The following is a 22,969-nucleotide window of genomic DNA, read 5'->3' as shown; positions in this document are numbered from 1 at the left end:
ATACCTGTCTACCGATGGAGTACCAATGCAATTCACCAAATTCGGTCGTACCGGTCTGACGGTCTCTCGCCTGTGCCTTGGCACCGGGACATTCGGAACACAGACCGACGAAGCCGCGGCCCATCAGGTACTCGACAAAGCCGCCGATGCCGAAGTCAATTTCATCGACACAGCGGACATCTACCCGATGGGACCCGATCGTGCCGTCGCAGGACGCGCCGAGCAGATCGTCGGGCGCTGGCTTCGGGGCAAACGAGACCAATTCATCATCGCCACCAAGGCGGGCGCACCCATGGGTCCCGCACCCTGGCAACAAGGCGGCTCTCGCAAGCACCTTCTCGATGCCATCGACGAATCATTGAAGCGTCTCGGCACCGACTACGTCGACCTATATCAACTTCACTTCGACGATCCCGAGACCCCGCTGGATGAAACCCTCGAGGCCCTCGACACAATCGTCAGAACAGGCAAGGCGCGCTATATCGGTGTATCGAACTTTCTCGCCTACCGACTCGCCCGGGCAACCGGACGTACCGAGTCTTTGCACCTCACTCGCAAAGCTTGACGAGATCACTGACCAATACCGTTGGGGCTAAGGTCAAACGGTCAGCGCGGCACCACCGCGTCGGATCATCGGCAGCCTCCGACCTGTGTGCGCGGGATCGGCTTCGGTCTTGCTGGCCGTTCGGACGAATGTCGGAGTGGCTCGCCGCACGCAGTCGGCTGCTCGAACACGAGAAGGAGGCGCAGCCATGACGGTGCTTCTCGATACCAGCACCCTCCCCGCGCCCGACCGGGCCGACGCCGTTCGTGAAACGGTCGCCCAGAACTTCGTCCCTGTCGAGATCAACTTCGCCAGCGAGAAAGGCCCCGCGGCGGCGGTCGGCGCGATCACCGATTTCGGGCAGCTGACCATCTTCTCGGTGCGGTCCAATAAAGTCTCCGCCGAACGAACCCCGCAACTGGCGCATGACGATCTGAGGCCCAGCATCTTTTTCGGACTTCAGTGGGCGGGCGAAAGCGGGGTCGTTCAGGGCGGCCGCCAAGCGGTCTTACGGCCGGGCGAATTGGTGATTTTCGATTCTACGCGGCCCTACGTGTTGTCGGATCCGGACGGGTTCCGTCAGCATTTCTTTCGCATACCGCAGGACCGGTTGGCACTGCCCCACAACGCGATTCGGCGGGTCTCGGCGCTGACCTTGAGCCCGGGTCATCCGGTGACAGACGTCGCCGTCACCTACTTCCGCCGGCTCGCCTCGCGTCCCGACCTGTTCACGGTGCCCGGCGCGGAGGCATTGAGTGAACCGAGCATCGAACTGATGCGCGCAGTCATCACCACCCACCTCGACGCCGCCGAACTCGGCAAGGACGCACTGAAAGCGACACTGCCGCTACGGATCCTCGAGTACGCCCGCGCACATCTGCACGACCCGCACCTCACCGCGGCCCAAGTCGCCGCCGCGCATTACATTTCCGAGCGTCACCTCTACAACATTCTCGGCGCCAGCGGGATCACCCTGGCCGACTGGGTCCGAACACAGCGCCTCGAACGCTGCCGCAACGACATCGCCGCGCCGGCCTTTCGCGCCACCCCGATCGCATCCATCGCACGCGGATGGGGATTCGTCGATCCCTCGAGCTTTACCCGCATGTTCAAAAACGCCTACGCCATGTCGCCACGGGAGTGGCGCCACCAAGCCAACACTCGGCGATCCGAGCCCACGGGCGAGTCCATCAATCGGTAGTACTCATCGTCTGCACAACACTGTGCACGGACCGCAACGTCGGTTGATCCAAGCGCCGGGAACCGTCGCATCGTCCTAGCGTCGAAAGCGACATCACAAATTCCGGCGGTCAGTGTTCGAACAGCCATCACACGGGGCTTGTGGGTCCGTTCAGCCGCGCTGTTCCCCGAGAAAGGTGCCAAACGATGATCGAGAACACTGCCGATTACCACTGCTGCACTCTCTGATGAAAGAAGGCTCACCATGATTACTGTTGCCGGCGGTACCGGACTTGTCGGTAGAACCCTGACTCAGGCGCTTGTGCGTGACGGTGAGCGGGTACGGGTCCTGACCCGCGACCCCGAGTCGGCCCGGACCGCTTTCGGTGACGCCGACGTCGAGATCGTGGGCGTCGACTTCGATGACATCGCGACGTTGCGGGCGGGGTTCACCGGCTCCGACAAGGCGTACATGAGCTATGGGACCAGCGAGCGTCAGGTCCGTGACGAGATCGCCCTGATCGACGCGGCAATCGGTGCGGATGTGCCGTATCTGGTGAATTTGTCGGTCGCCGGCGCGGGCGGCCCCCACATCGACTCCTCGAACGTGCTGCAGTGGCACACCGAGATCGACGCCTACCTCGCCACCACGGGTGTCGCCGCGACGGTGCTGCGTCCCACCACGTTCACCGACGGCATCGTGACCGCCGCCGCCAAGTTTGTGCCGTCCGCCGCCTGGGGTGGGCATGCCGGGGCGGGTCGGGTCGCCCTGATCGACACCCGCGACGTGGCGGCGGTATCGGCGGTCATCCTCACCGAAGGCCCCCAGCACCATGCCGGCAAGATCTACGATCTGTCCGGACCCACCGCGGTGACCATGGACGAGATCGCCGGATACATCACCGCAGCGCTCGGGACGGCCGTCGAGTATCAGCACCGAACCGAAGCCCAGCAGCGCGCAGTGCTGCAATCTGCCAGGCTGCCGGGTCTGCTCGTCGATGCGCTTCTCGGGGTCGACACACTCACCCGCGACAATGTGTTCGCGGTGCCCTCGCCCACCGTCTTCGATCTGACCGGCCACCCCCCACATTCGGTCGAGGATTGGGTGAACGAGCACGTCTCCCTGTTCGTCGTACCCGCCACATAACACCATCGGGTGACCTGACGCTCAGCTGCCCGAATCTCGGACCGAAACCCACACCTCATAGGAGAAGAGCACATGATCGTGATCGCCAAAGGTTCCATAAGTCGCCCCGATGCGCTGGCACCACACCTCGACGACGAGATGCGGGTCATGCGCGATCTCAAGGCCGAGGGTTTAATCAAATCTGCCTACCGGCGCGCCGCCGGGCCAGGGTTCTATTTCCTCCTCGAGGGACCCAGCATCGACGCCGTCCGAGAGCACATCGACGCCAACCTACCCTTCGTGATCGAGAACCTCGCGACACTCGAATACGACGAGATCTACGAAATCTGAACCCGGACACAGCAACCGCAGCCTCGCCCGCAGGGTCGTCAACCAGTGCGAACCGCAACGACAGTTGATGTCGAACGAACGATCACCGGCCTGCGGGCGAAGACAATGGGCAGGTGATGACTGTTCGCGGCAGCAACCCGCCGGTGACGCTGGGCCTGTGAGTGATGTCGGGCCGGTAGCGTCGGCTGGGTAGAGCCCGATTCGGTCAAGGAGGCCTCGTGTTCCGCTACTTTCCGGACAATTACATGTGGTCCTCGGCTGTGCTGCTTTCAATCACGGCCGGCGGGCAATTGGGTCAGATCGACCGCCAGCTCGCCCCTTTGCGCGAGGCGCAAGCGGATCCCGAGGCGTGGACGAAGGCGTGGGACGAAGCGGGCGCGCTCCAAGTCGAATTCGCGGAGCGGGACCTGAGTCGCGGCTACCGGCGCAGCGCGTCCGAGCGGTTTCTGCGGGCGGTGAACTACTACCTGACCGGGGAGCGCCAGACCGCACCGGGCCCGGCGAAGACCAACAGTTACCGGCTCGCGCTCGGGGCGTTCGGAAAGGCCGTCGAGACCATGCCTCGGCCGCTCGAGCGCGTCGAGATCGACTCACCCGACGGGATCCTGCCGGGCTGGCTGATCCCGGCCCGTGACGTGCAAGGCCGGGCTCCGGTCGTCATCTTCTACAACGGCTTCGACGTCACCAAGGAGCTGCTGTACTGCATCATCCGTGAGGAGTTCGCCGACCGGGGCATCGCCTGTCTGATGGTCGACGCCCCGGGCACCGGGGAGCCGCTGCGACTGCGCGGTGTCGCGTCCCGCGCGGACTACGAGGTGCCCACCTCCGCGATTGTCGACTACATCGTCACCCGTCCGGACCTCGATCCGGAGCGGATCGGCCTGCTCGGCATCAGTCTCGGCGGGTACTACGCGCCGCGCGGCGCTGCGTTCGAGCACCGGATCAAGGCATGCGCCGCGTGGGGAGCGGTGTGGGACTACGGCGAACTGTGGCAGCATCGCTGGGAGACCCGGTCGAAGACCACTCCGGTGCCGTTCTGGCAGCTACCGTGGGTGATGGGCACCGAGACGATGGAGCAGGCGATCGAGAAGGTCAAGGCATTCGCCCTCGCAGAAGCGCTGCCCCACCTGACCCAGCCGTTCTTGATCGTGCACGGTGCCGACGATTCGATGATCCCGCTCTCGCACGCCGAGCAGGCGATCGATGCCGCCGGTTCCAGCGACAAACAACTGGTGGTGTTCGACGGTGTGGACGGCGGCGCCGAGCACTGCAGCATGGACGATTCCGACCCCGCCCGGCAGCTGGTCGCCGACTGGTTCGCCGACCGCCTGTGACGCGATCACGTTCGGTCGTTTCACGACATGAAGAGCCGAGTGGTACTAGGTGACGTCGTAATCGTCGAGGTGCAGCCGCTGGGTCCGTAACCACATATTCACTTGCGAGAACTCACGCCTCATGCATGCGAGCCTAACAATCCGACCGATCGGATTGATATGTGAAGCCCGTCACACCGGCAAGAGCGTGCATGTCGAGATGTCATGCACCCGAGGCCATGTAGGCGGCCAGGGTAGCCGCATTGTGTGTTCAGGCGGGGTGCCGTCGACGGGCACGTTCTGCACGGCGTGCGGGAAGTCGTTGACGGACAGCACATTTCGCGGCGCCATGGCTTCTCGGGCTGAGCCGCTATGTGGACGGTGAGACCGCAGTGCGAGTTGGCGAGGGGGTCTGCATAGTCTGGTCCTGATCGGCTATCACGACGGCGTTGCCGCCCAGGCGTTTCGCTCGATACATCGCCGCATCGGAGCTGCGCAGCAGATGTCGGGTGGTCTTCTCGATGTCGTGGTCGTGCAGTTGGGCCGCCTCGCACGCGGCAGCCCCGACACTGACCGTGATCCGGACGGGCAGATCCTGCATCGTCTCGATCCCGCCGCGCAACCGTTCCGCCGTGGCGTCGATGGTCTCGTCCCGCAGACAACCCGCGACGACGAACTCCTCACCGCCGGTACGCGCGATGATCGCTCCGGCAGGGGCCGCCAGACGCAGGCAGTCGGCTGTCCGTACCAGCACCTGGTCGCCGATGGAGTGTCCGTAGGTGTCGTTGACGGATTTGAATCGATCCAAATCCAGCATCACCGCATACACGTCACCACGATCGCAGGATCCGAAGAACCGCGACAGCTGACTGTCGAGGCCGCGCCGGTTCAACAGCATGGTCAGCGGGTCCGACAGCGAATCCACCCGCAGCAGCCAGTGCACGAAATGCATGGCGGGCAGCACAACGGCGGCCACCATGAAGTTGGCCAGCACGACCCCGACGGCCAGGGCGAGGTCTCCCTCATGTTGGGCATCTCCCCCCGTGCCGGTGACCATCAGGGTCGCGATTATCACGACGGCGAGCATTGACCAGCCGATGTGCACGGCCAGGACCCGAGGTCCATGAAAGATAGCCGCATATCCTCCCATCGTCACCAGCAGCACGATCCCGAACGCTCCCATGAGGCGGTCCTGAACCATCACGCTGTTGGCGGTGGTGCCGAGGTCGGCCAGTGCGATCAGCAGGAGCGACTCGGCCTCGCGCGGCCACGGAAGAAACCACCACCGCAACGTCCACGACACGTCGAGCACGGCCACGACCACGTCCTGGGTAACCCCCGCCGGGCCGGTCAATCCCCCATGTGTCAACGCCAACGTCACCGTGATCAGCAGCGACACCAGGCCCCCGAAACCGAGAAAAACCTTCAACGGGCCGACCGCCGAATGGAGCTCGAGCGTCTCGATCAGCACGCGGTAATCGACCCGGTGTCGCCACCAGGTCCGCACCATCGGTCGGATGTCGGTCATCGAGTTACCGCCTTACCTCAGCAAGGGAATCCGCAGTCGGTTGTGCATGCTGCCCGGACAGACGATTACCGAGCTCATAATGGCAATCTAACCGCAACTATCGGTACTGGATTTCCGATGCGAGGTTCGTCACAGGACCACTCGGGGCCTATCACCGCTGCGCGATGCGAGCCGCGAATTCGTCCCATACGAGAGAATTCGGCAGCAGCAACTCCCGAAAGCTCCCGCTGCACGTCCGCCAACACGCCCCGGCTGCCCGCGAGGCGGAGGGACGACTCGTCGAATCGGACCTGACCGACCGGCTCGCCACACAGTCGAATAGCTCACCGATAGCTAGGCTGAGGGAGTTGGTCGAATTCCGGCGAGCCCGCTCGAGAGAGGAACCGGGCCGATGCGCGCAATACTCGAGCAGTTGACAACGCTGGCGGGGCAGGGTCCGGTCGCGCTGGCCCGCGTGGTCGCCACAACCGGTCCGGGGCCGCGCGACCCGGGTGCGGCGATGATCGTCACCGAGGCGGGCGCGGTCTTCGGTTCGGTGTCCGGTGGTTGTGTGGAGGCCGCGGTCGTCGAGTCGGCGCGCCAGGTGCTCGTCACCGGGCAGGCGCTGACCGACCGGTTCGGCTACGCGGACGCCGACGGTCTCGCGGTCGGTCTGACCTGCGGCGGCGAGATCGAGGTCTTCGTCGAACGGATCACCGCCGACCAGCTGACGCTACTCACCGAACTACGGCGGCACATCGCGGCAGGCCACCCGGTCGCGCTGGCCACCAGGCTGGACACCACCGCGGAGTGGAAGTTGATATACGGCAACACTTCCGATGCGTGGCACGGCGTGGACAGCGACGCGCGCGCATTACTCGACGCGGGCCGCAGCGGCGTCGTCGGCGCCGACGAGTGCGAGGCGGACAGTTCCCCGCGCCCCCGGGTCTTCGTGCAGGTCTTCGCGGCACCCGCGCGGATGATCCTGGCAGGCGCGAACGATTTCGTTCGGGCGCTGAGCCGCACCGGCAGGCAGCTCGGCTACCGAGTGACCGTCGTCGATGCTCGCGAAACCTTCGCTACCCCCGCACGTTTCCCCTCCGCGCACGAGGTCGTGGTGGACTGGCCGCACCGGTACCTACGCACCGACCACGAGGCCGGCCGGCTCGACGACCGCACCGTTGTCTGCGTGCTCACCCACGACGCCAAGTTCGATGTGCCGATGATCGCGGCGGCCTTGAGCATCGATGACCTCGCCTTCGTCGGCGCCCTGGGTTCCCGCCGCACGCACGCCGAACGCACCGATCGGCTGCGCGCGGCGGGCCTTACCGAAAGCAGGCTGGCCCGGCTGAAAAGCCCACTGGGCCTTGATCTCAACGCCCGCACCCCCGACGAGACCGCGATCTCCATCGCCGCGCAGATCCTCGCCGAGCGCGGCGGCGGTTCGGCGCGGCCGCTCGACCGGACCGACGGGCCCATCCACCGCTGACGCCGGACCGATATCCGGTCAGAGCAGATGTTCGATGCGCAACGGGATGTCGCGCAGGCGACGCCCGGTCGCGTGATGCACCGCGTTGACGATGGCCGCGGCGGCACCGATCATACCGAGTTCACCGATTCCCTTGACACCCAACGGATTCACCACCGTATCGTCCACATCGACGAACGAGATGTCGACCTCGGGCGCGTCCGCGTTGACCGGCAGCAGATACTCCAGCAGCGACGCGTTGGCCCAGCGGCCGTCTCTGACATCGGGCAGGCTGGCTTCCATCAGGGCCTGCGACAGGCCCCAATTCATGCCGCCGAGCACCTGGCTGCGCGCCAGCTTGGCATTGAGCACCCGGCCGGGCGCGAACGCGCCGACCATCCTGCGAACCCGGATCAACCCCAATTCCGGATCGACGGCCACCTCGGCGAACTGCGCGCCGAAGCTCATCTTCGCGTAGGGCGCGGGCTCGGCCGCAGGTCGCCAGCTGCCGGTGGTCTCGATATCCGAAAGATGGTTGCGGGCAATCACATCCGCGTAGGGGTCACGGATCGAGGGGTCCTCGACCAGTCGTAAGATGCCCTCGACTCCTTCGATCTCCTCAGGCGTGCGCCCGCGCAGCGGAGAGTCCGCGTCGCCGACCGCGATCTCGATGAGCTGGGCCAGCAGCGCGGTGCACGTGTTGTGCACCGCGGCGCTCACCGCGCTCGCGCCGATCGAGCCGACGGTGGCCGCGATGTTCGGGTAGTCGGTGTTGCCGATCTCGAAACGAATGCGGTCCAACGGCATTCCCATGGCGTCACCGGCGACCTGCGACATGGCGGTCGCGACACCGGTGCCGAACTCCTGGGTACCGGCCTGCACGACCAGGGAGCCGTCCGAACGCAGCCGAGCGTGCGCGCGTTGCGGCTGACCCGGTTCGTACACCGGATAGCCCGCGGTGCCCACGCCCCAGCCGATGAGCCATGGGCCGTCGATATGCGAACCGGGGGTCCGGTCGCGGCCGTCCCAGCCGAACCGCTGCGCCGCGAGCCGCAGGCAATCCTCGTAACCGTCCGAGCTCCACGGGTTTCCGCTCTCCGGGTCGACGGCGGCGTGGTTGCGCAGTCGCAGCTCGACCGGATCGGCCCCGAGTTGCTCGGCGAGTTCGTCGATCGCGCATTCCAGCGCCACCATGCCGGACGCCTCACCGGGTCCGCGCATGAAGGTCGGCGTCATCGTGTTGCCCTTGATCAGCCGATACTGCCCGTCCCAGTGCGGAATTCCGTACGCCTTGCTCGCCACCTCCAGCGACGGCTCTGCCCAGTCGTCGAAATGTGAAGTGACGGAAAGCTTGTGGTGCCGCAGTCCGGTGAATCGGCCGTCGGCGTCACTGACCAGGGTGACGTGCTGCTCCTGCTCCTCCCGCAGTCCGGTGCCGTAGAACATCTGCTCGCGGTTGAGGATCACCCGCAGCGGCCTGCCCAACTCGCGGGCGATCAGCGGGGCGAGCGTCACATGCGGCCACATCATGGCCTTGGCGCCGAACCCACCGCCGACATAGTCGGTGACGACGCGCACCTTGCTCGGCGAGATGCCGAGGTGGGCCGCGATGGTCAACTGGCTGGCCACGATGCCCTGGGTGGCGTCGTAGACGGTGACCGAATCCCCGTTCCACATGGCCGCGGTGACCGAGCATTCGATCGGATTGTGGTGATTGGCCGCGAACCGGAACGTCGCCTCGACGGTATGAGCCGCGGCCGCGGCCGCGGCCGCGAAATCACCGCGCGACTGGGACGCGGGGACGAAGCCCGCGAAGATGCTGTCGGGCAGGTACTGCGCGTCGCGTCCGTCGTCCAGGCGTACCAGCGCGGGCCGCGCGTCATAAGTGGCCTCGACCAGGCGGGCGGCCTGCTGCGCGACCTCGAAGGTGTCCGCGACGACGACGGCGATCGGCTGGCCGAAGTAGTGAATTGTGGTGTCCTGCATCGGAAAGAAGGTCTGGCCCGGCGCTGGTTGACCGAACAGCGATGGCATGAGCGGCACCGAGGGGACGCGCGGCAGAGTCTCGTGGGTGAGTACGGCGACCGCACCTGCCCGCAGCGCGGCGCTGATGTCGATGGATGTCAGTGTGCCGCTGCCGATCTCGGCGCCGACGATGACGCCGTACGCGGCATTCGGCATCGGGATCTCGGCGGTGTACCTGGCCGCGCCGGTGACTTTGGCGTATCCGTCGATCCGGTCCAGGCCCTGGCCGACCAGCTTGGGTGCGGTGGGTGCGCTCATCGCCGGCCCCCCTCGCCCGCGAGCTGTGACGTGACGGTCATCAGGGTGCGCACCACAGTGCGCTGTGCCAGTTCGACTTTGAACTCGTTCATCGCGTGGCTGTCGTCGGCGGCAGCGAGTTCGGTGGCGGCGGCCGCCGCGAAGTTCGCCTTCGTCGCGGGCTTCCCGAGCAACACTGCCTCGGCCATGCGGGCGCGCCACGGCTTGGTCGCCACGCCGCCGAGACCGATACGGACATCGCGTATCACGCCGTCCGCGAGGTCCAGCGCCACCGCGGCGGAAGCCGCGGCGAACTCATAGGATTCACGGTCGCGCACCTTGAGGTAGTGCGAGTTCACCGCGAATGGCAAGGGCGGCACGTCGATTCGGACGATCAGCTCGTCGGCGGTGATCGGGTGCTCGAGATGCGGTGTGTCCCCCGGCAAGAGGAAGAAGTCGTCGAAGGCGATGGCGCGGGCGCCGCACGGGCCCTGCACGTGTACCACGGCATCGAGCGCGGTCAGCGGGATCGCGACATCGGAGGGATGCATCGCGAAACAGTGTTCGCTGGTACCCAATACGGCATTGCCGCGATGCAGCCCCTCGATCGCGCCGCAGCCGCTGCCCGGATCGCGTTTGTTGCAGGCATAGGCGGTATCGCGGAACTGCGGGCAGCGCACCCGCTGCATCAGGTTGCCGCCCATCGACGCCATATTGCGGATCTGCGCGGACGCGCCCTTCCGCAGGGCGATGGACAGGAATGGAAAGCGTTCGACGACACCGGGATCGGCGGCGACCTCGCTCATCCGGACCAGCGCACCGATGCGCAGCCCGCCGTCGGCAGTGTGTTCGAGTTCGGTGAGCGGCAGGCGGTTGATGTCGACCACGTTGTCCGGTTCCATCGCGCCGATCCGCAGCATGTCCACCAAAGTGGTGCCGCCCGCGAGGAATACGGTGTTCGGGCGAGCGGTCACCGCGGCGAGTGCCTGATCGACCGTCTCGGCGCGGGCGAACGCGATTTGTTTCATCGGGTCTCCCCCATCTCGTCGCGCGCGGTCTTGATGGCTTCCCTGATGTTCTGATACGCGGCGCAGCGGCAGATGTTGCCGCTCATCCATTCCGCGATCTCCGCGTCGCTGCCGGTATGGCCCTCTTCGATGCATTTGATCGCCGACATGATCTGGCCCGGCGTGCAATAACCGCATTGGAAGCCGTCGCAGGTGATGAACGAGCGCTGTACCGGATGCAACTCCTCGCCCTCGGCGACACCCTCGATCGTGGTGATCTCGCGCCCCTCGACGCTCAATGCCAGAGTTAGACAGGACAGTTCACGCCTGCCCTCGACCCACACCGTGCAGGCGCCGCACGCACCCTGGTCACACCCCTTCTTGGTGCCGGTAAGGCGCAGGTACTCGCGCAGGGCGTCGAGCAGGCTGACTCTGGGTTCCAGCGCCACCGGAAAGACGTGGCCGTTCACGCGCAATGTGGCCAAGGTGTAACCGGGTCCGGCAAACTCTGGTTGCCAGGTGTCCCGCTTGGGTAGCTCACCGATAGTCATCGTCGTATCTCCTGCTCATAAGCACGCCATAGTGGCGGCATGTCGAGGTAACGAAAGCGAATATCAGGCTCGGAAAGCATCGTAGCGTCTATACAGCAAACATGTTCGAAGTCGCTGAACCGCGGCCGATCGCCTTGTCGGCGCACGGATGTCGAGGCCGCGCACAGCAACGAACCCGGGCACCAGTGGCACCCGGGTTCGCGTCAAGAATGGTTCAGGCGGCCGCCCACGCGGGGCGCGGCGTGTTCATCGGCGGCCGGAGCACCTCGGTGGTCGGTCAGTGCTGCTGGTTGGTGATGTTGAACATCCAGCTGATCCCGAATCGGTCCACCAGCGAGCCCGCTTCGTCGCCCCACACCTGCTGTGCCAGGGGCAGCGTTACGGTGCCGCCGACGGACAGCTTCTCGAAGTAGTCGCGGAGTTCGTCATCGTCGCCGCCGAGGAAGACCGCGACGTCGTTGCCCGGCCAGTCATCCGGAAAGTCCCATGCCATCAGCGTGTACCCGGCGGCGGTGTCGAGCCGAGCGTGCATGACCTTGTCACCGTCGGCCGAGTCCGGTGCGCCGAAGTCCGCGACCGTTCCCACCTCGAGATCGCCACCGAACACCTCCCGGTAGAACTCCATCGCCTGCCGCGCGTTGCCCTTGAACGTGATGCACGAGTTGGCCTGAGATCCCATTCGAACTCTCCTCCGCAAGAGTGACCGTCGGCCTGCCCAATGGTCACCCCGGACACCCGCCCAAACAATCACGACACCTTCTGTCGTGATTCTTGGTAAGACTTTCCCTATGCGCGCTGACCGTCTGGTCTCCCTGGTGCTGCTGTTGCGCCAGCGCGGGCAACTGACCGCCACCATGATTGCCCGGGAGTTGCGGGTATCCACCCGCACAGTCCTGCGCGACATCGAAGCGCTGTCGCTGGCCGGTGTCCCGGTGTACGCCGAGCGCGGCAGGCACGGGGGGTTCGCCTTACTGCCCGGATTCCGGACCGAGCTCACCGGCCTCACCGCCGACGAAGCCCTCGCGCTGCTGGTCGCCGGGTCACGACGCGGCGCACAGGCTTTCGGACTCGGATCCTCACTCGCATCAGCGATGCTGAAGGTGATCGACGCACCGCCCGAACGCTATCGGGATACCGCAGCCGGGGTGACCGAGCGATTGCTCATCGACCCCGAGGCCGATCTGCTCTCGCGACCCCTGGCCACCGAGGAGATGTCCGACAAGCCGATGAACGAGGTCCGGCGCGCCGTGCTGGCCGGGCGTAAGTTGCGCATCCGCTACACGGCGGCGGGCCGAACCCCGAAATGGCGGACAATCGACCCGATCGGCCTGGTCACCGTGCGCGACACCGGCTACCTGCTGGCCACTCACGCTGGCGCCGATCGCACCTACCGACTCTCCCGAATCCTGGCCGCGGAAGAACTCGAAGAGCCCGCACAGCGACCGGACCGGGTTGACCTGGACCAGGTCTGGCAGGAACGCAGCCTCCGGTTCCGCAACGGCGACGATCAAGTCACCGTGCTACTACGCGTCGACCCGGCGCGGCGCGAGACACTGGTGCGCACCGCGCTGGCCATCCACTCCGAAGAGACGGACCCCGACGGCTGGCTGCGACTGGAAGTGGCCTTTCAAGATTCCAGACACGCGGAATGGGCGCTCTGGGAGCTCGCGACCACCGCGGAAGCCCTGGCTCCACCATGGTTGCGCACATCCCTGCGCCACCGCGCCGCCACGATCACCGCCCTCTACAGCGCAGAAACCTGAGACCTGGGCGCCGAGCATGCCCCCAACCGTCGACAACCTCCTGGCCCGCGACACACTGCCTGGGCCGCGACGGTGATGACGCTACGGCTGGCGGAATGGCCCGCAAAGACGATGGGACGCAAGGGATCTGCTCAGGTGAGGGACCGGCTCGCCGCTCGTAGCTCTTCCAGGGCCGCCAGGGTGTACGGCGCCAGCGCAGCGTCATGCCGGGCTTGCAGCCACTGGGCGTAACCCCGCTTGAACGCGAGAACGCCCAGCTCGCCCGCGAGGTGCGCGGTCGGGTCCGGCACACCCCGGGCGCGCAGAGCGTCGGTCATCGCTGCCGCCAGACCCACACTTTTGAGAGCATCACGTTCCTGAAGTTCACTATTGGCAGCGATCGCGGCCTTCAGGCGTGGCGCAAGCTCGCGGTTCATCGGGCCCATCGCACTCGAGGCGCGCCCGAGGCCGGCCGCGACCGCTTCGAGCGGGGTAGCGCCCTCGGGCGCCTCAGCGATCCCCTCGGCCAGCAACCGGCTCAGCGTCTGTTGTCCGGCCGCCAGGAGTTCGCGCTTGTCAGGGAAGTACCGAAAGAAAGTGCTCTTCGTGACCCCGGCGCGCTCGGCGATCTGCGCGACCGACGTGGCGTCGTATCCCTGCTCGGTGAACAGGTCCACAGCAGCCACGACGAGCCGTTCACGTGCACCGGGTTCCCATCGCGCCATCGGACCATCATAGGTGATGGGACTGCTGTCTCATCACTCTGCTACAGTCTGATGAGACAACGGTCCCATCACTTTCGAGGGAGTGCCATGCACGTCTTCATCACCGGCGGCACCGGCCTGATCGGCTCGGCCGTCATTGCCGAACTGCTCGGCAATGGTCACACCGTCCTCGCACTCGCCCGCTCCGACTCGTCCGCGGCCGCCGTCGAGACCGCCGGCGCCGAGCCGCTTCGTGGCGGTCTCGCCGATCTGCCCACGCTCCGCGCCGGCGCCGCCCGGGCCGATGGCGTGATTCACCTGGCCTTCAGCAACGACTTCAGCACCCCCGCCACACTGGCGGCCGGGGTCGCCGAGGAGAGCGCCGCCCTCGCGGCCCTCGGCGAAGAACTCATCGACAGCGACCGTCCGTTCATCACGGTCTCGGGTACGCCGGTCGTGCCCAGCCGTGCCTCCACCGAGACCGATCCGCCGTCGACCGACGGACCCGTCGGGGGTCGCGGCCGCTCGGTCACGTCGATGCTGGAGCTGGCCTCGCGCGGCGTCCGGACCGCGGCCGTGCGCCTGCCACGCACGGTGCACAACGAGGGCAAGGGCGGATTCGCCGGCGTGCTGACCGACGCCGCGCGCCGCAATGGAGTATCCGGTTACCCGGGCGACGGCACCCAGCGCTGGCCGGCCGTGCATGCACTCGACGCGGCCGTACTCTTCCGGCTGGTCCTGGAGAAGGCACCGGCCGGGACCGCGTGGCACGCCGTGGCCGACGAGGGCGACGCCGTGCGCGACATCGCAGCGGTCATCGGTCGCAGGCTGGGGCTCGCGGCGCAAGCCGTGCCGCCGGAGATGTTCGGTCCTCTCGGCCCGATCTTCGCCACCGACCAACCCTCGTCGAGTGCCCACACCCGACAGGCACTCGGCTGGCAGCCCAGGCACCCGAGCCTGCTCGAAGACCTGGAGAACATCCAGCCCTGACCGCCCCCAGTGCTGGCCGCTCGGATCGACTGCGGCACAGAACGTCCGGCAGCCGGAGGATGTCAGCCCAGGCCCGGCGCGCAGTTCGCTGGAGTCAGGGTTATCGGGCCGCGAGGCCCTCTCGATCCAGGCGCGTCGCGGTTCCGAACCATCCGTCAGGGTGCGCCACGGGTGGGTTGCGTCACCAACGGTCGATGCCCATTACCCGGGCCGCATCATGGATGGCGTTGTAGTGCGGAATCGACATGTCGGACTTCTTGTCCTTCGGCGGAAGATTCCGGTCCGCCTGCCGGAACTCGTCGCGGGCGGCAGCCAGCAGGCTGGTCCCGTAGCCGACCGGCACGTCGGCCGTTCCGTGAACAGGATGCGACTTAGCGGCCGTCTGGCTACCCGCTCTGGCCAGGATGCTCCGCGCCTGATTGTAAGCGGCCGCCTTGATCGTCTTCGGGTTCGACAACTCTGTGTGCGCAATCGGCGAGACTGTCGCCGGAACAGGTTGCGCTACTGCGTTTTCCGCAGCGAGCAGGCAGAACATCGCTGCCGCCACGCCGATAGCAGCCCCTTTGCTCCATATCGAGCTCGTCTTGTGCAACCGCATAGCTTCCTCCCTCGAGCCTGACCAACATTCGCTGAAACGGACTACCCAGTAGGCGGTTCCGATCAGTAGCGTAACCACTTCGGCCCCACCGGCGTTCCGCTCTCATCAAGCACGCGTCGGCTACGTAGGGGGCGAGTCAGCTTGTCGCGCACGCCATTACGGTCACACCCGCCGATGCCGGGAACGGATCATCCGGACACGTTGGCCAGCAGAGACAATCACCTCACCAGCCTGTGCGAGGTCGGTGGGGACGAAAACCACGCGCTCGCAGATCGTTTGCGCGTCGATCCGGCGGCCGGATGAAACATCCGCTCTTGCCGCTGATCGCGGTGGCCGAACCGGCCAGCACAGAGACACAGAAGATCAACTGACAGAGCCGATCTGCGGGCTGGCCGAACGCGCTGAACTGCCGAATGCCGTGCAAATCGGCCCCGCGTATACGGGAATCCGGCGTGTCGCTGCGTCGACTCAGCTGGCGATGGTCGAAGTCGTTGTCGCAGCGGAGTTGATGGCCCGGCGTGAACATCGGATCGCGGCTGTACCCAGGCGCGGAGCTCTGCGAGCCGGATCCGCTCATTTGGGTGAGTGTCCAGTCAGTGCTTGGACAGCTTTTCGAGAACCTCATCCTGACTGTGGACTTCGTAGCTGAACGAGATTCTAGGACTTGCAGTGATAACCGATTCCTTTGTTGACGAGGTGGTCATGCGATCCTGCACGGGGGAGTCATCCGGAACCCACATGAAGTAGATGAGCTTGGCCCCGGTGTCGTAGATGGCATGTCGACACGCGTTCGAAGGCAGGTGACTGACGAAGTCGTCCTTCGAAGTGGCGACGCCTTGTTCGGCGATTTCGATAAACCCAGAGCCCCGGTTGGAGGTGAGGAGTAGGAACGCGCCTGACTGCTTGGCCAGCTGCATATCACCGAAGACGTTCCTGGTCTTGTGGCTGACTTTCATACCGGATCTCGACATGTTCCACTCCTCGACTGGGTGACTCATCGAATCAGACTGTCACACAGTCTATTCGGCGGACATGACTGGTGGATGCGGTTCAGTAATACAAGCAGTCGAAGCCCGATTGGCTCACAACACTTCCCAACACACGCAACTGCCGATTACACGGCGTCCTGTGCCGATTGCAGTCCGGTTGACCTCGACTGCGGCTACGGCGAATCCAGTTCGGCGCGTTATCGATGAGATATGGATCCGCACCACCGGCTTGCCCATCGGGCAGCCGACCGCAGCAGGGCATCCGCCGATAGGGCACCAGCAGGAAATCCTCAGCGGCTCGCGCGCAGTATGCGGCTCGCGCGCAGCGCCCGGGCCGGTTCGCCCTCCAATCCCGCGGATCCGTCGAGGTAACCGGCGACGAGATCCGGGGCGGAGTGGTCTTCGATGTCGGTGAAGCCGAGGGCACGCAGCTGATCGGCGATCTCATCGGGTGGGAAGTAGCTGACCAAGGGTTCGCCGGCGGCGGCCAGCCGATCGGCGCGCGCCCGCAGGTGCGCGCGGTCCTCGTCGGTATCCCCAGGCTGCAGATAGTCGAAGACCACCGTGACCGGCCGGGCCTGACCAGCGATGTATTCGAGGGTGGTGCGAGCGGCATTCGGGGTCAGATAGAAGACGACACCGAGCCACACGAATATGGCCGGGTCCCTCCGGCTGAATCCCGCGGATTCCAATCCCGATGCCAGTGTCCCGGTTTCGAAGTCGACCGGCACGAAGGTCAACGTCTCGGGATGGCCGATCCCGGCCGCGGCGAGGCGTTCCCGTTTCCACGCCTGGGTGGCGGGATGGTCGACCTCGTACACGCGCAGGTCCGGATGCGGATTGCGGTAGGCGAAGGTATCCAGACCCGCGCCGAGGATCACGACCTGCCGCACACCGGCACCGACGGATACAGCCACGGAGTCCTCGGCGAAGCGGGCACGCGCGGCGAAGAACAGGCGGCGCGCCCGGTCGCTGACACCGATACCGGGGTGATCGGTTGCAGGCGTGCCCAATTCGATCAGTTCATCCGTGGTGACGCCGAGCAGAGGTGCCGCCAAGGAGTCGGTGAAGATCAGTGGCCGGTCGACGATCTGGTGATAGGCCCGGGCGTACGCGGTCACGAGCGCTGTCCGGCTGGGTCCGCCATTCTCCATGTCCACGAACCTACTCACAGACACTGCGCCGGCGCTGTGAACCCACTCACGCACGCCCGTTCGGCGCGCGGTCCGATGCGGCCGCGTGATCTTCCCGAAAGACCCACGGGCAGAGATCATCTCGGTCGAGGAACGCACGCGGCCGATGACCGATCATCGGTTCATCAGTCAGATGCGCAAGTATGGTGGGATGGCGAGCGACAACTTCATGCTGATCCACGATGCGGAGCTCCAAGCCCAGGGCGAACGGGTTCTCGGTGCCGAGTTCAAGGCGATGCACGAGAGGGTTGTGCAGGTCACCGAGTTGACCTCCCGCCTCAATGTCACGCCCTTCGACGACGAGACCGGTAAAGCTGCGCTGCTCGAGCAGATCCTGGGCCGTCCTCTCCCGGCCGAAGTCACGATTTACCCGCCCTTCTATACCGACCACGGGCTTCGTCTGGAGTTGGCCGAACGCGTGTTCATCAATCAGGGATGTACCTTCCTGGACTACGCCGGTATCCGATTGGGACGGGGCGTGATGATCGGCCCGAAGGCCACATTCATCACCATGGGACACCCGGTAGATCCGGAAGAGCGGCGCCAATTCCTCACCGGCGCACCGATCGATGTGGCGGAAAACGTGTGGATCGGTGCCGGGGCGATGATCCTGCCCGGGGTCAGCATCGGGCGGGACGCCGTGGTCGCCGCGGGTGCGGTCGTGGCCGACGATGTGCCGGCGAGGACCTTGGTGGCCGGCCCCAAGGCCGCTGTGCGCCGAGAGTGGTAGTGCCGGATAGCGGGGACCCATGTGGCGAACGGTTCGGGCACCGAACTACCCCGTGTTTCGACGCGGATATTCTTGCGGTCAGGACAGGGCTCGGGTGGCGGCGAACAGCAGTGCGGTGTCGCCGAATTCATGCCAGAGATAGCCGGTGTCGAGGGCGGCACGGTAGGCGGCGTGGACCGACTCAGCGCCTGCGACCGCTTCCAAGAGGCGCAGATGCGAGGCCCCCGGCTCGTGCCAGCCCGTGATCAACGCATCAACCGTCCGCGCCGGGCGGGTGCCGTCGAGAACCAGGTCGGTCCAGCCGGCCTCGGGATGGACGCGGCCGGATGGATCCGCGGCGGACTCGAGCGCGCGAGTGACCGTGGTACCGACAGCGACAACGCGGCCACCACGGGCGCGGGTCGCGTTCACCAACCCGGCGGTGACTTCGGGAACCACGTAGCGTTCGGGATTCGGTGGCTCGCCGGTCTCGGACGAGGACACACCGGTGTGCAGGGTGATCGGTGCGACGGTGATACCGGCGGCCACCAGGTCGGTCACCAAGGAATGGGTGAATGGCCGTCCAGCACTGGGCATTTCCGCGCTCCCGGGTTCGCGGCCGAAAACGGTTCGGTAGTACTCCGGCGACCATTGCTGCGTCACATAGGAGTAGGTGATCGGGCGGCCGTGCCGGGTCAGTAGTGGCGCGATGTCGGTCTCGGTAGCGGCGATCCAGAGCCGTCGCGTGGGCGGCAGCCAGGGATTGCGCAGAGTGACCTGCGCACCCGGAAGGTGAATGCGCGCACCGGATTCCACGACAGCATCGGTGAACGGCACACGGTTCGGCGAGCGCAGTTCCACCACCCAGGTGCCGTCATCCAGCCAGGTGGCGAAGTGCAGCACTATCGGATGATCGCGATAATGTCCGTCCACGGCCGCGGCCAGGGTGGCCGAATTGTTGATGACCACAAGGTCGCCCGCCCGCAGAAACCGCGGCAGTTCCCGGAATGTGGCGTGAGTGATGGTCTCGTCCCTGGAGACGAGCATTCGCACCTCGTCGCGCATCAGTCCACGCGCTTCCGGTGGTGCCGTCGCCGCGCGATCTGCGGGGACGGCGAAATCGTGCAGTGCGAGAGTCATTGTGCCCTACCTTTTTCGGTGCATTGAGGGGGTTGGGTGGCCTGTTGGTCTTCTCTCATGGCGCAACGGACAGTTCTGCGGCCAGGTACCGCCCACTCGGCGGGCGAGCGTCGATCAGGTGGAGGAGGGCGGGAACGACAGTTTCCGGTTCGGGACGATCGGAGATGTCCTCGTCCGGAAAAGCCGCCTGATGCATGGCGGTGCGCATATCTCCGGGATCAAAGGTGTAGACGCGCAGCTCCGGGTTCTCCGCGGCGAAGATAGCGGTGAGATGATCCAGTGCTGCCTTCGACGAGCCGTAACCGCCCCAGCCCTCGTACGGGTTCACCGCGGCATCGGAGCCGACGTCGATGGCGATGCCGTCGCACGCCCGAAGTTTCGGGAGGGTCATCTGCAGAATCGCCAGTGGTGCAACGACATTGGTGGACAGAACGGCGGAGTACATGTCGAGCGGATAGTCGGACAACCGCGGCATCGGACTCGGGCCCAACGCGCTGGCATTGTTGATCACCAGGTCCAGCCGGTCCAATTGGGCGACGAGGGCGGCGAGCCTGGCGCGATGCGCCGGATCGGCCACATCGCCGGCGAGCGCCATCGCACCGGTCGCGTCTCGAACCTGGACGAGGGGGTCGAGGTGACGGGCGGTGAGGATCAGATCCCAGCCCCGCGCGGCCAGTGCCATCGCGACCGCGCGACCGAAGCCGGCGGATCCGCCTGTGATGAGAGCAGTTTTCGTAGCAGCCATACCCCCATCGTCGGACCTGAACATACCTTCAGGTCAAGGGTCCGGCATGCGATGGCCCTGTGAACCGGTCGAACCCCTGCCAAGCAGAGTCCGCAGCAGCCGTTGGTAGCCAAGCGATCTCACGGAACGTCCGCTACTGCCGCGACCCGCGCGCGGCCTGAAGCGACCAGCGTGGGCATCGGAAGATCAACCGCCACAAGCATCCGACGCCTGCCGAGCGCACTGGATCGGGCCTGCTGATAATTCACAGGCGACTGGCATCGACCTCCGATGTTGTTCGCACCGACGGTTGATTGGGTGGCGGTGAAGGGGGCCGTCGGCGGGCGGCGGCCTCGCTACCGCAGGAGTGTCACCGTGTCGACCGTCGCCTCGTTCCGTACCCGTCGCATAGTCGCTGCCCTCGCCGTGAGCGGGGTGCTCGCCGGATTACCCGCGGTGGTTGCCTATGCCGATGCCTCGACCGGGACGACCGATAGCGGCCCGGCGGCGAGTGTGCCCGACAGTGGTCCGGCGGCGAGCGTGCCGGATACGGGACCGTCCGGGCCGGATATGAACGGTCCGGGCGCTACGTCGCCGAGTCCGGGCGGTGATCAGGAGACGCCCGCGCCGAGCCCACCGAGTGCGCCCACCGGACAGGGGGATTCGGGCCCGACCACCGGCCCGGCACCCGGTGCTCCGGGTACACCACCGGTGAATCCGGGCGGTCCCGATATGCCGCCGGTAAATCCCGGCGGTCCGAACAATCCTCCGGTGAATCCGGGCGGGCCGATCATTCCGCCGCCGTCGACGACACCCACCCCGCCGCCTCCGCCGCCGCCGCCGCCCAACGACGGGCTGCCGTGCGATCCGAACGATCCCTCGTGCTTCCTAAACCCGGACAACCCGGCCAGCCCGAACAACCCCAGCAACCCGGCCAACCCCAACAGTCCGCTCAATCCGAACAACCAGGACGACAATCCGCCCGACGCAGGACTCGGGCCGTCCCTGCCCAGCGGTAGTTTCTGATCCACTCCGACGCGGAACCCGGCGCGACCGATCATCGGATCACTGGGCTTCCGGGAACCCGCGCGATGGCGAACGCCATCGGTGGCCGGGCAGTGTGGACCGGCTGACAGTGGAAGGCCTCGACGATCTCGTTGCCGATGCTCGTCGAGCCGGGGAGCGGCGACGCGCGAGGTCTGAAATCGTTGGCCGACAACGTCTTCCGGCGTGCGCAACCTCATGCCGGGCCCGACGGACTCGGCGGTGGTTCTTGTGCGAATACACTGCAGCCATCCCCGAGTGAGGTCTCGCACACCGTGTTGCCCGCCCGAGATGCCAAGATTTACAGTCATATTCGCCGGCAGGATGCTGCCCGGGTCGTATTTCGGCGGTGGTGTCCAGAAGGAGCAGGGTGTGGCGCCTGTCGATGCGGTGGTCACTCCGGCCGGGTTCGGCTCCGGCTTGCGTGCGATGACTTCTGTGGTTTTGGATGCGCTCGCGGCGGGTGCCGAGCAACGCGGTGGTCCGCTCCCGGCCGGTGGCCCGGAGGCGGTCACGCGTCGGGTGTCCGCGGCACTCGGTGAACTACTGCCCGAGCACGGTGACGGTCCGGACAGCGCCCTGCGCGATCTGACCACCGTGCTCGCGGCCGGCGCGGCCGATCCCTCGGACCCTTACTGCGCTGCTCATCTGCATGTCGCCCCGCTGGCCGTCGCTGCGGCCGCGGATTTCGCGGCTTCGGTGCTCAATCCGTCCATGGACTCCTGGGATCAGGCGCCCGCCGCGTCGGTGATCGAGCAGGCTGTCACCGATGCGCTGGCCGCCCTGGTGTACCCGCGAGCCGCACGACCGGACGCCTTGATCACCAGCGGTGGCACCGAATCGAACCTGATCGCGTTGCTGCTGACCCGCGAACAACTGCGCGGGACCGGTCCGATCCAGGTCGTCTGTGGCGCGAACGCCCACCACAGCATCGGCCGTGCCGCATGGTTGCTCGGACTACCGAACCCGATCGTGCTCGACTGCCCCACGGGCCGATTGTCCCCCGCCTCGGTAGATCGCGCCCTGCGCGATCTACCGCAGCCCGCCGTGGTCGTCGCCACCGCGGGAACCACCGACGAGGGCCTCATCGATCCGCTCCCCGAATTGGCGGAGGTGGCCTCCGCACACGGGGCACGCCTGCACGTCGACGCCGCCTACGGCGGGCCGCTGTTGTTCAGCGCCGAGCTGGCACCCCGGCTCACGGGGATCGATGCGGCCGACACGGTCTCCTTCGATCTACATAAACTCGGCTGGCAGCCAGTGGCATCGGGGATCTTGGCCGTGCGCGAAGCAACGACATTGACCGGACTGCGCATTCGAGCGGACTACCTCAACGCCGCAGACGACACCGCCGCGGGACTCCCCGATCTCCTGGGGCGCTCCCTGCGCACGAGCCGCCGACCCGACGCGTTCAAGGTCGCGGTCACGATGCGCGCACTCGGCCGCCGAGGGATCGCGATGCTGATCGAGCACTGCGTACACACAGCCGAGGCGCTGGCCGCCGCCGTCGACGCACACCCCGGCCTGCGCCGCCGCCCGGGCGAGATCGGCATCAGCACCGTGCTACTGCGACCCGTCGAGGCGGACTGGGCGGGCGGCGAGCCGGGCGACGAGCTGGTGGCCGCGATTCGCAGGCGCCTATTACACGACGGCACAGCCGTTCTCGGCCGGGCCGCCGCGGCCGATGCCGACGGGCAGCACAGACTGTGGCTGAAGATCACCCTGCTACATCCGCAGGCGAGCGCCGACCGGTTCGACACCCTACTGGACCTGATCTCGTCCGCAGCCGGCACGCTGGCTCGATAGCGCGGTACCCGAGACCCCGCAC

22 protein-coding genes are annotated in these 22,969 nt (G+C 66.2%); 11 read left to right on the top strand and 11 right to left on the bottom strand.

What is annotated here, in order from left to right; translation table 11 throughout:
- Positions 1-25: 25 nt before the first annotated feature.
- The 5 genes from ACIA76_RS27235 (at position 26) to ACIA76_RS27215 (ending at position 4,534) form a co-directional block, all read left to right on the top strand.
- Positions 26-565 carry an aldo/keto reductase gene (locus ACIA76_RS27235; RefSeq protein WP_397155450.1) on the top strand — a complete coding sequence of 180 codons (540 nt, stop codon included), beginning with the start codon at positions 26-28 and terminating at the stop codon, positions 563-565.
- Positions 566-752: 187 nt separating this feature from the next.
- Complete coding sequence (locus ACIA76_RS27230) at positions 753-1,745, top strand: helix-turn-helix domain-containing protein (RefSeq protein ID WP_397155448.1); 993 nt, start codon at positions 753-755, stop codon at positions 1,743-1,745.
- Between the two features lie 243 nt (positions 1,746-1,988).
- The gene (locus ACIA76_RS27225) at positions 1,989-2,870 is read left to right on the top strand and encodes an NmrA family NAD(P)-binding protein (RefSeq protein WP_397155446.1); all 882 of its coding nucleotides are present in this window, start codon (positions 1,989-1,991) and stop codon (positions 2,868-2,870) included.
- 72 nt (positions 2,871-2,942) lie between these two features.
- Positions 2,943-3,200 (top strand): hypothetical protein, encoded by a 258-nt coding sequence (locus ACIA76_RS27220; protein ID WP_397155445.1) that lies wholly within the window; start codon positions 2,943-2,945, stop codon positions 3,198-3,200.
- A gap of 218 nt (positions 3,201-3,418) precedes the next feature.
- Entirely contained in the window at positions 3,419-4,534 is a 1,116-nt protein-coding gene (locus ACIA76_RS27215; protein ID WP_397155443.1) for an alpha/beta hydrolase, read from the top strand.
- A gap of 349 nt (positions 4,535-4,883) precedes the next feature.
- Here ACIA76_RS27215 and ACIA76_RS27210 read toward each other — a convergent pair whose 3' ends face one another.
- The gene (locus ACIA76_RS27210) at positions 4,884-6,041 is read right to left on the bottom strand and encodes a diguanylate cyclase (RefSeq protein ID WP_397155441.1); all 1,158 of its coding nucleotides are present in this window, start codon (positions 6,039-6,041) and stop codon (positions 4,884-4,886) included.
- 391 nt (positions 6,042-6,432) lie between these two features.
- Between ACIA76_RS27210 and ACIA76_RS27205 the strand changes: the two genes are divergently transcribed.
- The gene (locus tag ACIA76_RS27205) at positions 6,433-7,509 is read left to right on the top strand and encodes an XdhC family protein (protein WP_397155439.1); all 1,077 of its coding nucleotides are present in this window, start codon (positions 6,433-6,435) and stop codon (positions 7,507-7,509) included.
- A gap of 18 nt (positions 7,510-7,527) precedes the next feature.
- Here the strand turns inward: ACIA76_RS27205 and ACIA76_RS27200 are convergent, their stop codons facing one another.
- The 4 genes from ACIA76_RS27200 to ACIA76_RS27185 form a co-directional block, all read right to left on the bottom strand.
- Positions 7,528-9,771, bottom strand: coding sequence for a xanthine dehydrogenase family protein molybdopterin-binding subunit (locus ACIA76_RS27200; RefSeq protein WP_397155437.1), 2,244 nt, complete (start codon positions 9,769-9,771; stop codon positions 7,528-7,530).
- Positions 9,768-10,778, bottom strand: coding sequence for an FAD binding domain-containing protein (locus ACIA76_RS27195; protein WP_397155435.1), 1,011 nt, complete (start codon positions 10,776-10,778; stop codon positions 9,768-9,770). The genes ACIA76_RS27200 and ACIA76_RS27195 overlap by 4 nt, the downstream gene beginning before the upstream one ends.
- The gene (locus tag ACIA76_RS27190; protein ID WP_397155433.1) at positions 10,775-11,308 is read right to left on the bottom strand and encodes a (2Fe-2S)-binding protein; all 534 of its coding nucleotides are present in this window, start codon (positions 11,306-11,308) and stop codon (positions 10,775-10,777) included. Before ACIA76_RS27190 ends, ACIA76_RS27195 begins: the two co-directional genes overlap by 4 nt.
- 277 nt (positions 11,309-11,585) lie before the next feature.
- Positions 11,586-11,987: a VOC family protein gene (locus ACIA76_RS27185; protein WP_397155432.1), complete on the bottom strand. Its 402-nt coding sequence runs from the start codon at positions 11,985-11,987 to the stop codon at positions 11,586-11,588.
- 109 nt (positions 11,988-12,096) lie between these two features.
- Here ACIA76_RS27185 and ACIA76_RS27180 point away from each other — a divergent pair, with 109 nt between their 5' ends.
- Positions 12,097-13,071 (top strand): helix-turn-helix transcriptional regulator, encoded by a 975-nt coding sequence (locus ACIA76_RS27180; protein WP_397155431.1) that lies wholly within the window; start codon positions 12,097-12,099, stop codon positions 13,069-13,071.
- Between the two features lie 131 nt (positions 13,072-13,202).
- Here the strand turns inward: ACIA76_RS27180 and ACIA76_RS27175 are convergent, their stop codons facing one another.
- Positions 13,203-13,775 (bottom strand): TetR/AcrR family transcriptional regulator, encoded by a 573-nt coding sequence (locus tag ACIA76_RS27175; RefSeq protein WP_397155429.1) that lies wholly within the window; start codon positions 13,773-13,775, stop codon positions 13,203-13,205.
- Between the two features lie 87 nt (positions 13,776-13,862).
- Between ACIA76_RS27175 and ACIA76_RS27170 the strand changes: the two genes are divergently transcribed.
- Entirely contained in the window at positions 13,863-14,744 is an 882-nt protein-coding gene (locus ACIA76_RS27170; RefSeq protein WP_397155427.1) for an SDR family oxidoreductase, read from the top strand.
- A 181-nt stretch (positions 14,745-14,925) separates the two neighbouring features.
- Here the strand turns inward: ACIA76_RS27170 and ACIA76_RS27165 are convergent, their stop codons facing one another.
- The 3 genes from ACIA76_RS27165 to ACIA76_RS27155 all read right to left on the bottom strand — a co-directional run bounded on the left by ACIA76_RS27165 (position 14,926) and on the right by ACIA76_RS27155 (position 17,485).
- Positions 14,926-15,342 carry a hypothetical protein gene (locus ACIA76_RS27165; RefSeq protein ID WP_397155426.1) on the bottom strand — a complete coding sequence of 139 codons (417 nt, stop codon included), beginning with the start codon at positions 15,340-15,342 and terminating at the stop codon, positions 14,926-14,928.
- 593 nt (positions 15,343-15,935) lie between these two features.
- Entirely contained in the window at positions 15,936-16,313 is a 378-nt protein-coding gene (locus ACIA76_RS27160) for a hypothetical protein (protein WP_397155425.1), read from the bottom strand.
- 308 nt (positions 16,314-16,621) lie between these two features.
- Positions 16,622-17,485: a class I SAM-dependent methyltransferase gene (locus ACIA76_RS27155; RefSeq protein WP_397155424.1), complete on the bottom strand. Its 864-nt coding sequence runs from the start codon at positions 17,483-17,485 to the stop codon at positions 16,622-16,624.
- Positions 17,486-17,630: 145 nt separating this feature from the next.
- On the opposite strand from ACIA76_RS27155, the gene ACIA76_RS27150 reads away from it, so the two are divergent.
- Positions 17,631-18,254 (top strand): DapH/DapD/GlmU-related protein, encoded by a 624-nt coding sequence (locus ACIA76_RS27150; RefSeq protein ID WP_397155423.1) that lies wholly within the window; start codon positions 17,631-17,633, stop codon positions 18,252-18,254.
- A gap of 78 nt (positions 18,255-18,332) precedes the next feature.
- Here ACIA76_RS27150 and ACIA76_RS27145 read toward each other — a convergent pair whose 3' ends face one another.
- Both ACIA76_RS27145 and ACIA76_RS27140 read right to left on the bottom strand, forming a co-directional pair.
- Positions 18,333-19,373, bottom strand: coding sequence for an S-adenosylmethionine:tRNA ribosyltransferase-isomerase (locus tag ACIA76_RS27145; protein WP_397155421.1), 1,041 nt, complete (start codon positions 19,371-19,373; stop codon positions 18,333-18,335).
- 55 nt (positions 19,374-19,428) lie between these two features.
- Positions 19,429-20,118 carry an SDR family NAD(P)-dependent oxidoreductase gene (locus tag ACIA76_RS27140; RefSeq protein WP_397155419.1) on the bottom strand — a complete coding sequence of 230 codons (690 nt, stop codon included), beginning with the start codon at positions 20,116-20,118 and terminating at the stop codon, positions 19,429-19,431.
- A gap of 354 nt (positions 20,119-20,472) precedes the next feature.
- Between ACIA76_RS27140 and ACIA76_RS27135 the strand changes: the two genes are divergently transcribed.
- Together ACIA76_RS27135 and ACIA76_RS27130 are read left to right on the top strand one after the other, a co-directional pair.
- Positions 20,473-21,123: a hypothetical protein gene (locus ACIA76_RS27135; protein ID WP_397155417.1), complete on the top strand. Its 651-nt coding sequence runs from the start codon at positions 20,473-20,475 to the stop codon at positions 21,121-21,123.
- A 390-nt stretch (positions 21,124-21,513) separates the two neighbouring features.
- Entirely contained in the window at positions 21,514-22,947 is a 1,434-nt protein-coding gene (locus ACIA76_RS27130) for a pyridoxal phosphate-dependent decarboxylase family protein (protein WP_397155415.1), read from the top strand.
- Positions 22,948-22,969 lie beyond the last annotated feature (22 nt).

Source organism: Nocardia sp. NPDC051570 (assembly GCF_044454005.1).
Taxonomy (GTDB): domain Bacteria; phylum Actinomycetota; class Actinomycetes; order Mycobacteriales; family Mycobacteriaceae; genus Nocardia.
This window is presented reverse-complemented; position numbering and strand designations above follow the sequence as displayed.